The organism is Microcystis aeruginosa FD4 (genome assembly GCF_009792235.1).
Classification (GTDB): domain Bacteria; phylum Cyanobacteriota; class Cyanobacteriia; order Cyanobacteriales; family Microcystaceae; genus Microcystis; species Microcystis viridis.
In genome coordinates this window covers 2,322,443-2,336,313 of sequence record NZ_CP046973.1, presented here as the reverse complement: position 1 = coordinate 2,336,313, position 13,871 = coordinate 2,322,443, and the positions used below count along the sequence as shown (strand labels likewise).

The 13,871-nt window shown below is 43.2% G+C and carries 11 protein-coding genes and 3 pseudogenes; 9 read left to right on the top strand and 5 right to left on the bottom strand.

The window, feature by feature from the left end; all coding sequences use genetic code 11:
* Positions 1-151 precede the first annotated feature (151 nt).
* The 5 genes and pseudogenes from GQR42_RS11885 to GQR42_RS11865 all read right to left on the bottom strand — a co-directional run.
* A pseudogene (locus tag GQR42_RS11885) lies at positions 152-677 on the bottom strand (IS1 family transposase); the annotation flags it as partial.
* A 257-nt stretch (positions 678-934) separates the two neighbouring features.
* A pseudogene (locus GQR42_RS11880) lies at positions 935-1,063 on the bottom strand (PEP-CTERM sorting domain-containing protein); the annotation flags it as partial.
* A gap of 1,754 nt (positions 1,064-2,817) precedes the next feature.
* Complete coding sequence (locus GQR42_RS11875; protein WP_158200148.1) at positions 2,818-3,174, bottom strand: iron-sulfur cluster assembly accessory protein; 357 nt, start codon at positions 3,172-3,174, stop codon at positions 2,818-2,820.
* An 88-nt stretch (positions 3,175-3,262) separates the two neighbouring features.
* Positions 3,263-4,081 carry a WecB/TagA/CpsF family glycosyltransferase gene (locus GQR42_RS11870; protein WP_233271363.1) on the bottom strand — a complete coding sequence of 273 codons (819 nt, stop codon included), beginning with the start codon at positions 4,079-4,081 and terminating at the stop codon, positions 3,263-3,265.
* Between the two features lie 15 nt (positions 4,082-4,096).
* Positions 4,097-4,459, bottom strand: a complete 363-nt coding sequence (locus tag GQR42_RS11865; protein WP_158200147.1) for a hypothetical protein — start codon at positions 4,457-4,459, stop codon at positions 4,097-4,099.
* A 189-nt stretch (positions 4,460-4,648) separates the two neighbouring features.
* On the opposite strand from GQR42_RS11865, the gene GQR42_RS11860 reads away from it, so the two are divergent.
* The 9 genes and pseudogenes from GQR42_RS11860 (at position 4,649) to GQR42_RS11815 (ending at position 13,807) form a co-directional block, all read left to right on the top strand.
* Entirely contained in the window at positions 4,649-4,990 is a 342-nt protein-coding gene (locus GQR42_RS11860; protein ID WP_158200146.1) for a phage holin family protein, read from the top strand.
* A 463-nt stretch (positions 4,991-5,453) separates the two neighbouring features.
* Positions 5,454-6,200, top strand: coding sequence for a TRAFAC clade GTPase domain-containing protein (locus tag GQR42_RS11855; RefSeq protein WP_158200145.1), 747 nt, complete (start codon positions 5,454-5,456; stop codon positions 6,198-6,200).
* Positions 6,201-6,468: 268 nt separating this feature from the next.
* Positions 6,469-7,440: a roadblock/LC7 domain-containing protein gene (locus tag GQR42_RS11850; RefSeq protein ID WP_233271362.1), complete on the top strand. Its 972-nt coding sequence runs from the start codon at positions 6,469-6,471 to the stop codon at positions 7,438-7,440.
* Positions 7,441-7,904: 464 nt separating this feature from the next.
* A pseudogene (locus tag GQR42_RS11845) lies at positions 7,905-9,239 on the top strand (IS4 family transposase).
* Between the two features lie 219 nt (positions 9,240-9,458).
* The gene (locus tag GQR42_RS11840) at positions 9,459-9,644 is read left to right on the top strand and encodes a hypothetical protein (protein WP_158200144.1); all 186 of its coding nucleotides are present in this window, start codon (positions 9,459-9,461) and stop codon (positions 9,642-9,644) included.
* 23 nt (positions 9,645-9,667) lie between these two features.
* The gene (locus GQR42_RS11835) at positions 9,668-10,045 is read left to right on the top strand and encodes a DUF433 domain-containing protein (RefSeq protein WP_158200143.1); all 378 of its coding nucleotides are present in this window, start codon (positions 9,668-9,670) and stop codon (positions 10,043-10,045) included.
* Entirely contained in the window at positions 10,042-10,434 is a 393-nt protein-coding gene (locus GQR42_RS11830) for a DUF5615 family PIN-like protein (protein WP_158200142.1), read from the top strand. The genes GQR42_RS11835 and GQR42_RS11830 overlap by 4 nt, the downstream gene beginning before the upstream one ends.
* 577 nt (positions 10,435-11,011) lie before the next feature.
* Positions 11,012-12,091, top strand: a complete 1,080-nt coding sequence (locus GQR42_RS11820) for an IS630 family transposase (protein WP_158200141.1) — start codon at positions 11,012-11,014, stop codon at positions 12,089-12,091.
* A gap of 633 nt (positions 12,092-12,724) precedes the next feature.
* Complete coding sequence (locus tag GQR42_RS11815) at positions 12,725-13,807, top strand: sulfate ABC transporter substrate-binding protein (protein WP_158200140.1); 1,083 nt, start codon at positions 12,725-12,727, stop codon at positions 13,805-13,807.
* The last annotated feature ends 64 nt before the right edge of the window (positions 13,808-13,871 follow it).

Sequence of the window (13,871 nt, the reverse complement as noted above, 5' to 3'; positions counted from 1 at the left end):
AAGTGCCAGCCATTGCGGGGATCGGGGGGAAAATTCAGGGACTTTTTCTCTGAAAATTAGGTAATTGACCAGATGAAAATTGGTAAAACCCTACACCCTACACCCCACACCCCACACCCTACCCCCACGAGAAACTTTTTCAGCATACCCTAACTATATGGTCGCCCTCTGCTATAAAACATGGATAAACTGACCATCCATCACTCACATAAAAATAGCATCCCCAAGACTTAACTAATTCCCATAAGGGGCGAAACGTTTCGCTACTATGGTCTGGGGATTACCCAACCTAAAATTCCTTTTTTAAAGTGGTCAACGGCTGTCCACACCCAGATTTTGTTTTTTTTTGAGCCAACAAAGGTTTCCAATTCATCTAGTTCCCCTACTTCAGGAATTGTTTCCGGGTCATAGGCGACTGGCAATAAATTTCCCACAGATTTTACCCAATTAATTATCGTTGTATGATGAACTCCCTTCAACCGTTCTATACCTCGAAATCCCATCCCTTTAACATAGGCAGTTAGGCATTCTCGCTTCGTTTCTTCGTCATAGCCTTTCTGTTTTTCATAGCTATCAATAAATTGACGACTACAGGTGACGCAAATATGATTTTGTTTACCTTGTTTATTGATGCCATTTTTACGGATATGGGTAGATTCACATTCAGGGCATTGCATTTTGATTTCCTCCATTCATATCTCTATTATGCAACGCCGACAAAAAGTCTAAAAGTCTTAGCCAACAAGGTTTTTAGATTTATTCAGCCAGATCTACAGATCAGGACAGGCACTTATGCAAGAGGCAAGAGGCAAAAGGGGGAATAAATAATCAGTCTTTAATAACCGGATTCAGTCAATTGAGGGAGGAATACCAAAAAATACCCCCCCTCAATTGACTGAATGAAGGGGAAATTTATTGTATTTTTGTGGGCAATTTAGCCGACTTTTGTGGTTTCTTTTGTGGTGGATTGGGAGGGTTTGAGTTTGTGCTTGAGGGTTGAAGCTGCGCCGAGAGTACCGAGGGCAACCAACCCAAGAAGAGAATTGGGTTCGGGAACCGCTTTCATCGTCAGTGGCCCAGCTTTGACTAGACTATCTTCCTTGGGTGTGAAATCAAGGGAGATGGGAAGGAAGATGGGTTTGACGCTGGAAGACCCACCCGAGCCAAGATAGTAGCCAACTTCTGGGACAAAAGGTGGGTCAGACCAATAGGGGGGGGTGGGAGCAGGGAAAACGAATTCGCCTGGTGCTGGTACGAAAGGCAGCACCTGCTCTCCAGGGGTGGTACCAGGCTCCACCCCACCTACACCACCAAAGGCAAAGAGAAAGGTGGGCAAGTCATCGGCGGGGGTGTTCTTCCACTTCCACCAAAAGTCGGGTGCGAATTTCTCAACTACTGGCAAACCTATTGATAGATCAACCGGCTCGTCGGGAGCAACTGGCAAACCTATTGATAGATCAACCGGCTCGTCGGGAGCAACTGGCTCCTCTGGGGCAACTGGCTCCTCTGGGGCAACTGGTTCCTCTGGTGGGATATAGCTTGAATTCGCGGACTGACCGAAGGACCATACATCTGGCTTAAGCTTCGCTATCGCCGCTTGGGCATCGGCGAGATTGGCAGCCGCTCCATAGAAGATATTGAAGGTGCGGGACTCACCCGGGGCCAGATCACCAAAGGCAAAATCAAAGACGGAACCTTGGTCTGCCGATCCTTTTTGGAAGAAATCAACATTGATTGAAGAATCGGAGAGAAAAATTTCTCCTGGGTCTGAGCGCGGATCTGAACTGGCGAAGCCGTTGTTGCTGGCAAAGCGCACCTTGCCACCGGCGGATTCGAGATTGCTTTCCACCCCAAAGTGGCTCACATACTCAAAAAACTCAGCGGGTGGCACATCCCAATCTATCACGCGGCGATAAACCAGATCAGTAACTGTTTCCGTGCCGCTGTTTGTGATGGTGACGTTGCCTTGAAACACATTGGGGACTAAGGAAACACCGTAGAAGTGCCCAATGTCAACGGGATAGTCGGCCAATTGAATGAAAGAGGAGGCTGTTGTGGTCGTGGAACCAAAAGACCCCCCCGTCAGCCCTCCGCTGCCTGAAGATTGATTCACCCAACCAGCCACGCGGCTGCCAAACGGATCGGTGACAGCCACGCCCCATCCTTCACAGAGACAACCTGGGGAGGTGGCATCCCGCCAGGTTCCATCGGGGAAGCGATAGGACAAGCCGGTCGCCCCTGCATTGACGGGACCGAAGCCTAATGGAGCTGAAAAATTCAGATGACCGGCATCATTGACACCAAGAGCGACGGAGGCCAGAGATGGATCGGCATTGTTAAAGATCACCGCCCCTACCTGTGCCTGGGCCACTTGCGGTGACAAGGCACTAAGAGCAGTCGCCAGTCCAAGTGCGGCGCTTGCAAGCAACGAATTAGACAAGTTATTAATATTCATGAGAAAGTAAAGGATTTTTACAAGTGGGAACGCTTTCCTCGCAGCTGGGTCAGCCAGCTTATGCAGGGAAGATAATGAAATTTTGCCCCCTCCCCTCCGAACTCTATCCTAAAATAGATATATTTTAATATATCTTTACATTCCTCTCTCCGACCAGCGACTCACCTAGACTTTATCCTCATGTTGCCAGAATAGCCTATCGGTCTATACCGTTTTTAAATGTACCAATGAAGAGTTTGCAGGCAGGCACGGATTCCCACCCTACAAAAAGGGTAAGGCAAGTTTCCGATTTTGTCAAGGGTTTTGGCCAAAAAAAATCGCCTCTGGGAGGCGGGGGTGAAAGGTATCACCCTGGAGAAATATTAAACGCCGAAAGACTTACCACAACCGCAGGTTTGACTGGCGTTGGGATTAGTGAATTGGAAACCGCCGCCGATCATCGCGTTGCTGTAATCTAACATGAGACCGTAGAGATAGAGCAGACTTTTTTTATCAGAGACAATTTTGAAGCCATCGTAATCGAAAACCTCATCTTGGGGGCTAATATTGCTAGGATGCTCAAAATCCATCATATAGGACATTCCCGAACAACCACCTTGACGCACACCCACGCGCAGACATAAATCCTTACCCTGTTGCTCTTTGAGCGTGGTAAGGTGTTTGAGGGCGGCCTCACTGAGTAAAATTCCTTTTCCTTGAGTCTGAGTAGCTTGTGTCATCGTTAGCAGGAACTCCTAAACGTAGATAAAACTTTGCCTTCTCCTATCCATCTTAACGATAGTTGAGGGCTGTTGACTGGATTACCGTTTACTTTTCCTGGCCTCGCAGGAGTTGTAGGGCAAAAAGAAGCAAAAAACTGGGATTATTAATTAAATAGCGTTGCCAGAGACGACCTGGTTCTTGAAACAAACGATAGAGCCATTCTAAGCCGATTTTCATCACCCAACCTGGTGCTTGAGACACTTCACCACTGTGGAAACTAAAAGCGGCGCCGACTCCTAACATAACAGCCTTTAATTTTCCCTGCTGTCGGGCCATCCACTGTTCTTGTTTGGGACATCCCAACCCGACAAAAACCAATTTAGCGCCAGATTGCTGGATTCTGTCCCTATCTTGCGCCTCTTCATCGTCGCTGAGGGGACGAAAAGGGGGGGAATAGCTGCCAGCGATAATTAAATCAGGAAAACGCCGTCTAAGATTGGCTTGCAGACGAATTAGGGTTGTTTCTGTGGCACCGTAGAGATAGATGGGGATTTGGCAGCGGGCAGCTCGATCGCAACAGGCTAACATAAGATCAGGACCATAGACGCGACTTTGTTGTTTAATCCCCAGTAAGCGCAATCCCCAGACGAGAGGCATTCCATCCGGTGTCACCAGATTAGCGCCATTAATCAGACGACGATAGGTCTTGTGCCAATAACCCATCATCACCACATGGACGTTAGCGGCGACAATATAGCAGGAGAGATTATTTTCCACCCAGGACTGAATGCGATCGCAAGCATCTTGATAACTGGTGGCATCCAAACGAGTGCCAATAATCGATCGATGTGCTAAAAACATATTATCTCCTTCTGCCGGACCAACTGCTTTGAGGATGCCCAAAAAGCAGCCGGAAAAGATCAAGGGAAATGGGGAAATTCACTTTTCTAAGCGGAGATTAGCGCCGCTGCTATCGGTGCGATAAACCCAAGTTTTTTGGTTATTAGTCAGAATAATTCGCCATCCTTCCACTAATGCTTGAGTACAAAATTCTTCCGGTTTAGCTAATCCTAAACAACCATCGGGCCAGGTTTGTGGTTGTGCTGCTTGAATTTGCAAGCGATTAACCGATATCTTGGTTTTCCGACTCAAATCTTGACGGGCAGCAGCGATTACCGAATTAGGTGGCCATGGAGATGCTAAACTAGGTTGGACTAAAAGTAGAGAAAGCAGACTCACCAGCATTAAAATAGCAGTCGCTCCCCCTTGCTGGCTCAGGCTAAAATTTTTTCTAGATATCATCTTTAGTGCTGCCTCTTTTCTGGGAGTGTCAGTATTGAGTGTAACCGATACTATGTTCCCTCTCTGGTTTTCGAGCAGAAGAAGGAGTCAATATTAGTTTTCTTTCCCATCCCCCGAAAACCCCCGCCCCTTTAAGTGGCGATAGCGATTAAAATAGATGAGGATGAACTATCTTAGCTGGATGGACTTATGTTATCTTTTTTCCTCCGTTGGTTGATTACCGCCGTCTCTTTATTGATTACAGCGCAAATAGTACCCGGTATAGAAATTAAAAATTTTACCGTGGCATTGATAGCCGCTGTCGCTTTGGGTTTAATTAATGCTATTATTAGACCCCTGTTGATTCTTTTTACCCTGCCTTTAACTATTTTGACCCTAGGGTTATTTATTTTTGTGGTCAATGCCATTTCCTTTTCTTTAGCCTCCTATTTTATCAGTGGCTTTGAGGTAAAATCATTTTTTGCCGCTTTATTTGGTTCGATCGTAGTTTCGATCGTTTCAGGAGTTTTAAATAGCATTTTCGGTGACTAAAGTGGGCAATAATTCGGTTAATTAGTGAGTAATCCTCTTTTTAAAACAGCTGGGCTTGCCCTGATTCATTAATTGCTGATCTAGAGACGTTGATTATAACAACGTCTCTCTATTTTTTTGGGGATGGCGATAGTTTTTATCTGGGAATCGGGGAATTAAATTGACAACAATCATCGTTTGTGTTAAAAAAGTTATATAAGTTCTTTACCCTAGGGCCTTAGGGGGTGTTTATTATCTTATGGGTGAGATTGCTTGGGAATATAGCGAGGGAATCTCTACTGATTTGCTGTGGCTTTTGTCGTTAAAAATCAGGAAAATTTAATCTCCAAATTTCCATCTCAAGCAGTCAGAGCAAGTTCAATTACTGTTAAAATAACTGTAATTGTTGAGCCAAGAAGATTAACTAATCTCAAGTCAGTTTTTCTTCTCTGTTGTTTTCATTCAATTTATTTAGAGGTTTAAAATGACTAATAATGAGGAAAATCTTAGTAAAGAAAACAAAATTTATACAGTTCTCAGTATCGGTCAAAGAGGCGCAGGAAAAACAGTTTTCCTAGCGTCATCTTATCAGACTTTCAAAAATCAAGCAACTTCGGGAAATCAGGCTAATATTGTCTTGAGATTTCAAGAGGAAGAAAGCGAAGAAGATATTGAAAAAATTCTCAATTATGTCGCTAGAACAGGTCAATATCCCCCCGCCACTTTAAAAATCAGTAACTTTGATTTTAATTTAGAGAAAAATAGCGGTGATCGCTCAGAGAAAATGGCGACAATTCGCTGGTGGGATGTACCTGGAGAAAGTTGTCAAATCTATAATTTAGCTTTTGTCAATATGGCTTTACAGGCTGATGCTTGTTTGCTGTTTTTAGAAGCGCCAAGTTTATTAAATGATGCAGAGAAGCCTAATAACTACCTGAAAATTTTTCAAACCTTGATCGAGATAATTAATTATAATAAAATCCAGTTTAATTTAGGCATTATTATCAGCAAATGTGATCTAGTTATCTCGGACAAAAAATGCTGGCAAAACTTACAAATAAAAGTGCAAGAATTAGAGCAAAAACTGCGAGAGCAAAAAGTTGATCACCGTTTTTTTTACTCAACAGTTTTAATTGATTCCCAGCAAGGCACACTGCAAGCAAATCAAGCTTTAGACTCCCTGTCTTGGTTATTGTCTCAAATCGATCAACAACTGGTAAACATTTCCTAAATGACCAGCAATCCGATCCATCTAGACCAAGATTAGCCAAAAAATCTCTCAAAAATCTGCTGACTGCCTGATAGCAGTTATCTCAATGGTGAGGTACAAAGTTTTCGTTTTGGTTGGGGAGTCGGTCTTCGGTGGTCGATACCGAATTAGGTTACACATCGTCTTGATGAGAAATGATCTAAAATACGACTCCAAAAACTAGAAACAAGATACAATTGTGTGAAAATTATTTATAAAAGCGCGCAGGAGTGCTTAAACGTTAGAGATCATGTCTTTTATCGTTGAACAACTGATTTATAGCAGTTTCTCACAACTGGGATTTAAATATATCGCTGGTGCCAATGTCCCCCTAGGGATTCAAGAGGTTTTTTATCAACATATAGTCTCTCAGTTATGGGACAACTATAATCCTCCAGACGGGAACTTTAAAGGAGTCTATGTCCATCAAATTGACTCCCATAATACCCTCTTTGGTTGGTTAATTAACGATGGTAAGGATGAATTTGGTCGTGGGGATATCCCCTACTTTCATTGTTATTATTTACAGGAGCTACTCGACTCGAAACAACTGGTTAAAATCCTTGCCTGTCTAGAAGCGGGTCCCCTAAAACGTATTTCCAGAGATGAGGCTGAAATCTCCCTTGACACCGTGGTTTTAGCAGACAATTATCATGCCAAGGCCTTTGAATTGGGGATTAAACTTTCTAAAGATATTCGTCTGTTTAGCCACCGGCAACTGCGGGAAGAAAAACCCCTACAATGGTTTATCTCCTCGAAAGAAACCAAAGAACGACAACATCCCACCGATAATAACTATGATAACTCTAAAAATACCTTGCCTAGGGAACCAAATTACCAGGCAGAAGTTGCCAAAATCCTGCAAGAATTAGCCGAAAAACCGCTCGCTATCGAGGCAATCATGCTTGTTTCTCCCCAGGGTCAACCTTTGACTGATTCGAGCGGCATGGAACAGAATAGCGCTTTAATCTTAGCAGGAACAATGCTCTATCTTGCCAATAACACAAAAGAGGAATTAAGCTGGTCTGATCTGGAACAAATTGCTATTCGCAGTCCCCAGGGTCATCTGATCCTAACCCCTTGCAGTGACCAAGCTTTTCTTTTAGTGAAAACTGGCAAAACTATCACGGGATTGTTAGAGGGAGAAATCGAGAAAACTCGCTCAAAATTAGCAAAAATTCTCGCTATCTCTCACCCCATCCCCCAAACTCCTCTCTTGTAATCCCGCAGTTAATCCCTCCCTTAATTCCCCTGTACCAGAATTCGAGTCGTCCTCGAACCTAGGATAATCGGCCATGTCAGGACAAGCAAGCAATAAACTCTATGGATTAGGCGAGGAGGAAATTAAAATTATTGGCTCTCCTCGACTTTGTGTGATAATCAGCGCTTATCATTCGTAGGAGTCTTGCCAGACAAGGCTTTAAAGACTATATTTCCCGAAAATTATCAGCTGCATCTCAATTTTGTGACTTTCCCTCACCTATAGGTGAGCAGCAGAAGTTATTCAAAGAGGGTGAATGCAATTCGCCCCTACAATAAACAATATTATTGCACCAATGGTAGGGGCGCACTGCCTGCCATTGGTGTCAACTTAAGCAAGAAGCTTAATTATAAAAAGTAGCTGATTATCCAAGAGGAAGGCAGTAAAAAATGGTAAAATAAGGCGGAGAAGTCAGAGGTGGGTCAGTGAAAAAGCGCTCTAAGCAACGACCGAGAAAACAGGGGAATCCAGATTTGCGGCGACCACATCAATGCCCAAGCCCAGAAATCCCACAAGTAATAGAAGAACTTAAAAAATACCTAGAGCCAAGATTATTTACGCCGCTAAAATATATGCGAGGAAATCATGAAAAAATCATGAGAGATAGATTATTAACCTTACCCGTGGTGGTCGCCTTATTGGATAGCTTAGTCTATCGCCAGATAGCGGGATTAAGTGAAGCTGTAAGAGTCTTAAAAGAGGAAGGATTACTCTGGGTAGAACCTCTAAAAGTAAGTAAGCAAGCTGTATCCAAAAGATTGATGAGCTTACCTAAGGAAATCTTGGTATTGCTGCTGAGAAATATTTGAGAAAAAAGAAAAGAAATGTCAGGGAAAATTAGCCTAGCTGAGAAATGGCAAAAGGTGAGATAAAAATTCAGTGTTATTTGGATAGCCGATGGCTCAACCCTAGAGCATCTGAGGAAAAGGCTGAAAGCTTCCGAGAAAGAATCTGGGAAATTGGCTGGAAGAATAATGATGATTGTTGAGGCATTTACGCAAGTACCTGTGACAGGATGGTATCAGAAAAATGAGAGATGTAACGATAAAGTATGGGCAGAACAATTAATAAATGAGCTACCTACATCAGGCTTGCTAGTCGTTGACCTAGGCTTTTTTAGTTTTCCGTGGTTTGACCAATTTACTAAGGAAGGAAAATATTTTCTTACCCGCATGAGGGGGAAAACATCTTACCAAATAAAGCAAGTTTTGTCCGCAGGAAAACTTTACCGAGATGAGATTATTACCCTCGGTCAGTATCGCTCTAATCCTTGCCATTCGACCGTCAGATTAGTCTCAGTTCTTTGGGGAAATACTTGGTATGATTATTTGAAAAATGTGCTTGATTCTGAACAACTATCTGCTGAGGAAGTTGGTGATTTGTATAGAAGAAGATGGCAGATAGAAGAAGCTTTTCTCTTAACTAAGCGACTCTTAGGACTGACCTATTTATGGGTTGGACACACTAACGGCGTACAAATCCAAATTCTCACTACCTTGATTTTCTATACTGTTCTCACTCAGATAGTTCAAGATGTGGCTGTAGCTCTCCATCAGCCGCAAGAAAAAATTTCTGTCGAGATGGTTTTTAGAAGCCTTTACTATGTAGCGAAGGCTTTCTTTCGGGGCGAAAACCCAGATGTAATAAGCTATTTAGCCGAACGCGCTCAACTTTTTGGACTGATTAAAGCTGAACGTCAGCGACATCGAGAGAAAGAGGCTCTCCATCGACAAATATGGGAACCTCTTCCCTTAAGTTGACACCAATGACTGCCTGCGCCCAAAATGTCATCAGCAGAAGTTATTCAAAGAGGGCGAATGCAATTCGCCCCTACAATAAACAATAGACTTGTTGGGTTATAAGGGATAATAAGAAAAAAAGCAATGATCAGAAAATCCAAGAATGCTAGATATAGAAAGGATACTCAAACAAGATCGCTTAATACGGGCGATGACAGGGCTAAATAGCAAAGCCTTCAATTGGAAGAACCCTTAAACCTAGCCGCAGGCACGAGGGTGACAATTATCATTGAAAGTGTTTTACCTAATGAAATAAAATCACCTAAAACGTTTCTGGAAACTGCTCAGTCTCTGCAATTACAGGGTGAACCTGATTGGTCAGAAAAAATTGACCAATATTTGTCTGGTGAAACTATTGACCATTAAGTGGATTCTAAGGAGCTAAGGGAATGACCTGGACGGCAAACCAACAAGCGAAAATTATCCGTACAGAGCGTGGGCTGACGATCGCTGGCACGCGCACTAGCCTTTATGCTGTAATCGATCTCCTAAAAGCTGATTATCCTCCTAAACTGATTCGTGACACGTTTAACCTCACGGACGCGCAAATTGACGCAGCTTTGTCCTACATTGAGGCAAACCAAGCTCAGGTCGAGGTTGAATATCAAGAGGTTCTTCAGAATAGGGAAGAAATTCGCCAGTACTGGGAAGATCGTAACCGTGAACGCTTTGCTCGAATTGCAGCAATGCCACATAAGCCCGGACAAGAAGCGTTTTGGGCGAAGCTTGAGGGGCAGAGAGCCAGACGTGCTGCACAAAAACAATGACTTTCTTAGTTGACTACAACCTCGACGGTTATGCGCTGATTTTTCTTGGTATATTGGCAAAACGTGGTTGGCTTGAGTTTCAGTCTGTCCAATTTGTCACCTTTAGAGAGGTTGGATTGTCGATGGAAAGTAGCGATCGCGTAGTCTGGCGCTATGCTCAAGAACACGAGTTGATGATTCTTACTGCTAACCGAAATATGAAGGGTGGTGATTCGCTTGAGCAGGTTATGCGAGAAGAGAACACAGAGAACTCGTTTCCAGTGTTGACGATTGGAAATCTCGATCGTTTGAGTGAAGCTGAGTATAGAGAGCGCCGCGCTGAACGACTGATCGAAATTGCTGTAGATATTGATAATTACAAGGGGGTTGGTCGGTTATTCATTCCATGATATTGTCGGCTACGCTTGAAAATTAAGGCGATCGCAGTCTTGTCGGTGAGAAGCACGGCATAACTTAGCCGTTATGCGGCCAGTTTCTGAATAGATCGCAATCGCCGTAGGGTGCGTTCCCTAATGCAAGTCCCACTGTTCCACCAATAGATTTTGGGGAACGCACCATGCTCATTGATTGAAGTTGTGAGTCTAAGTGGGATGCCGAAGGCACTGCGATCGCAGTACGCGGATATTGTAGTGCGATTGCAGTGCCTGTGGGCTGCGTTAATGAAATGTAAAGCATCTTTTTCCGTGGCATGATCAGTTCGACAACCGACAATCTACCTTCCGTGCCAACGAACAACTCTGAAATACAAAACCAAGCAAGAAGCGTCTTGGATGCAATTGCGTTTACTCCCTTTGAGCAATGCCAACCCTTGAGCCGGGATTTTAGCGACATTCCTGATTGTCCTGGCATTTACGCAGTCAGGCATAGATATAGTGCGCCTAAATGATATGTAAACTAGAATGCCGACAACAATCCCGAAATATTTTAGAATAAAAGGAAGACAAATATAAGTGTTTGGAGAATCAAATGGAAGCAGAACTTCAAATTCTCGAAGAGTTCATCAAAACTAATCCCGATTCCCGGGAACTGAAAAGAGCCTTAGGGGTTAAGCTGGCTTTGTCGGGATACGCTTATAGAGCAATTCAAGAAATTATTGGAGTGACCCCCGGATTCATTGCTAAATGGAAAAAGGAATTTATTTCAGCAGGAATTGAGGGGATTATCTTGAAGTATAAAGGTTCGAGACCCTATCTAAATGCCGAGGAAAAACAAGAATTAATTCAATGGATTATCAACCAGAGTCACTGGGATATTTGGGAGCTAGAAACTTATGTACTAGAAACTTATGAGGTTGTGTTTAAATCGAGACAGAGCTACTACCAATTGCTAAAAGAAGCGAGAATTAGCTGGCAAAAGGCGGAACAAGTAAACCCGAAAAAAGATGCAGAAGAGGTAAAAAAAAAGAATGAAGAAATCAGTCAATTATTGGAGAGCAAAAAAGAGGAGATTCAGTCGGGAAAGCTTGCGGTGTACTTGCTTGATGAATGTCATCTGGTCTGGAAAGATGTTCTAGGTCATCTCTGGAACTTTATTAAAGAAAGACTAAAAGAAGGTCAAAATCCCTCAGAGTTACCCGAAAGAACTTTGGTAAAAATTAAGAATGAAAAAGAGAGACAAACTTATTATGGAGCTTTAAATTTAGTGGAAAAAGAATTTATTTTAGCTCCTTACAAAGCAGGGAAGGTCGAGAATACAGTAGATTTTTTGAAAAAACTAATTCAAAGCAACCCTGGGCGAAAAATACTGATTATTTGGGATGGAGCTTCCTATCATTCGGGAGAAGAGATGATCAAATTCCTTACTGAAAAAAATCAGGGTTTATCCCCAGAAGATTGGCAGATTACCTGTCATAAATTTGCCCGATACGCTCCCGAAGAAAATCCAGTAGAAGCAATTTGGCTACAGTTAAAAAATCTTTTGAGAAGATTTTATTGGTTGGCCAAAAATTTTCGAGTGGTTAAACGCTTGTTCGAGTTTTTTGCCAAATTTCAATTATTTAATTTTCCTAACCTTAAGAAATACGATGCTTTTTCACAATTCATTTAGGTGCGCTATATCAGGGATTGCTTTACATTGGTAAAACCAAAAGTGCGATCGCCGATCTTGTAGGGTGCGTTAATGAAATGTGACGCACCTTAATATAATGTTCAAAATTCGTGCGTTACGCTGACGCTAACACACCCTACTGGATTGTTTCAGTGCGATGCCGAAGGCACGGCGTAGCAGATCGCCGATCTTGTAGGGTGCGTTAATGAAATGTAACGCACCTTATACAATGTTCAAAATCCGTGCGTTACGCTAACGCTAACACACGCTACATCATATCGATCGTCAAGATTAAGTGATTGCCAAAGCGATCGGGTATAACACAGTGTGATCGCTATCGCTGTAGGGTGCCTTCCCTAATGCAAGTCCTCTCCATAAAAACGATAAAATCTCTATTCTGGAAACATAAAGAGGCTTCAGGCAGATTTAAAGGCACATTTAAGGGTTATAAATCGAATATTTCCAGTTTTTTAAGCTAATAAAGCTATTAATGGCTTGATTTATTGGCATCTAACCCAAACAGTATAATTTTTTCTTTGATGTATTGAAAATGTTTTTTATTTCGCATAGAATACAATTCTAGAGAAAATACCTAGCAATCTCCCATAAATAAACAAAGGAGCCGATGACATCGTGATCCATGAGCCTAGATCCCCAAAACCGAAAACCCTCTTACCTTTTATTTCTCTAGCTACGGCTGCCGTCGTCACAACGGGAATTGGACTAGCTTTTACCCCCCTATCGGCATCGGGTAATCTGCTGGCAGGTCCGGATAAACAGCAAGCTAAACAAAAAACCGTGGAAATCACCCTAGTTTCCTACGCGGTGACTCAATCGGCCTACTCAAAAATCATTCCTCTATTCGTCAACAAATGGAAAAGAGAGAAAAAACAGGATGTGGTGATTAAACAGAGTTATGGCGGCTCTGGTTCCCAAACCCGCGCTGTTATCGACGGATTAGATGCAGATGTGGTAAATTTGGCCATCGGTTCTGATGTGGAACGCTTGCAAAAAGCGGGTTTAGTTAACCCCGGTTGGCAGAAAGAATTACCCAATAACGGCATCGCCACTCGTTCCGTGGTAGCTTTAGTTACTCGTCAGGGCAATCCCAAAGGAATCCGTAACTGGCCAGATCTAGCCAAATCGGGGATTAAAGTCATCACTGCCAACCCGAAAACCTCTGGGGTAGCCCGTTGGAATTTTCTGGCCCTGTGGGGATCGGTAACTCAAACTGGCGGCAATCAAGCACAAGCGACCAATTTCGTCCGCAATGTCTATAAAAACGTGCCTGTACTACCCAAAGATGCCCGGGAAGCCAGCGATGTCTTCTTTAAACAGGATCAGGGGGATGTGCTGCTTAACTACGAAAACGAGGTGATTCTGGCCCGTCAAAAAGGAGAAACGGGTTTTTCCTATACTATTCCTCCGGTCAATGTTTCGATCGATCCGCCCGTGGCCGTAGTGGATAAAATAGTTGATAAACGCAAAACCCGGGAAGTAGCGACAGCTTTTGCCCAATTTCTCTTTACCCCCGAAGCGCAGCGAGAATTCGCCAAGGTGGGTTTCCGTCCGGTTAATGCTAATGTGGCTAAAGAGTTTAGTAAACAATACCCAAAAGTGCCGAATCTGTTCTCCTATACGGCGATCGGTAGCTGGGAGGAGATCCAGAAAAAATTCTTCGCTGATGGGGCGATTTTTGACCAAATTCAGCGTTAATTAGTAGTGAGCCATCAGCTGTCAGCTAGATAGCAGAGATAGTTGATTGCTGATGGCAAAAAAA

What these genes read in the sequence shown, in the direction of transcription:
- GQR42_RS11875 (WP_158200148.1), bottom strand. Translation starts at nt 3,174, where the DNA reads ATGACACAAGCTACTCAGACTCAAGGAAAAGGAATTTTACTCAGTGAG.
- GQR42_RS11865 (WP_158200147.1), bottom strand. Translation starts at nt 4,459, where the DNA reads ATGATATCTAGAAAAAATTTTAGCCTGAGCCAGCAAGGGGGAGCGACT.
- GQR42_RS11860 (WP_158200146.1), top strand. Translation starts at nt 4,649, where the DNA reads ATGTTATCTTTTTTCCTCCGTTGGTTGATTACCGCCGTCTCTTTATTG.
- GQR42_RS11855 (WP_158200145.1), top strand. Translation starts at nt 5,454, where the DNA reads ATGACTAATAATGAGGAAAATCTTAGTAAAGAAAACAAAATTTATACA.
- GQR42_RS11850 (WP_233271362.1), top strand. Translation starts at nt 6,469, where the DNA reads ATGTCTTTTATCGTTGAACAACTGATTTATAGCAGTTTCTCACAACTG.
- GQR42_RS11835 (WP_158200143.1), top strand. Translation starts at nt 9,668, where the DNA reads ATGACCTGGACGGCAAACCAACAAGCGAAAATTATCCGTACAGAGCGT.
- GQR42_RS11830 (WP_158200142.1), top strand. Translation starts at nt 10,042, where the DNA reads ATGACTTTCTTAGTTGACTACAACCTCGACGGTTATGCGCTGATTTTT.
- GQR42_RS11820 (WP_158200141.1), top strand. Translation starts at nt 11,012, where the DNA reads ATGGAAGCAGAACTTCAAATTCTCGAAGAGTTCATCAAAACTAATCCC.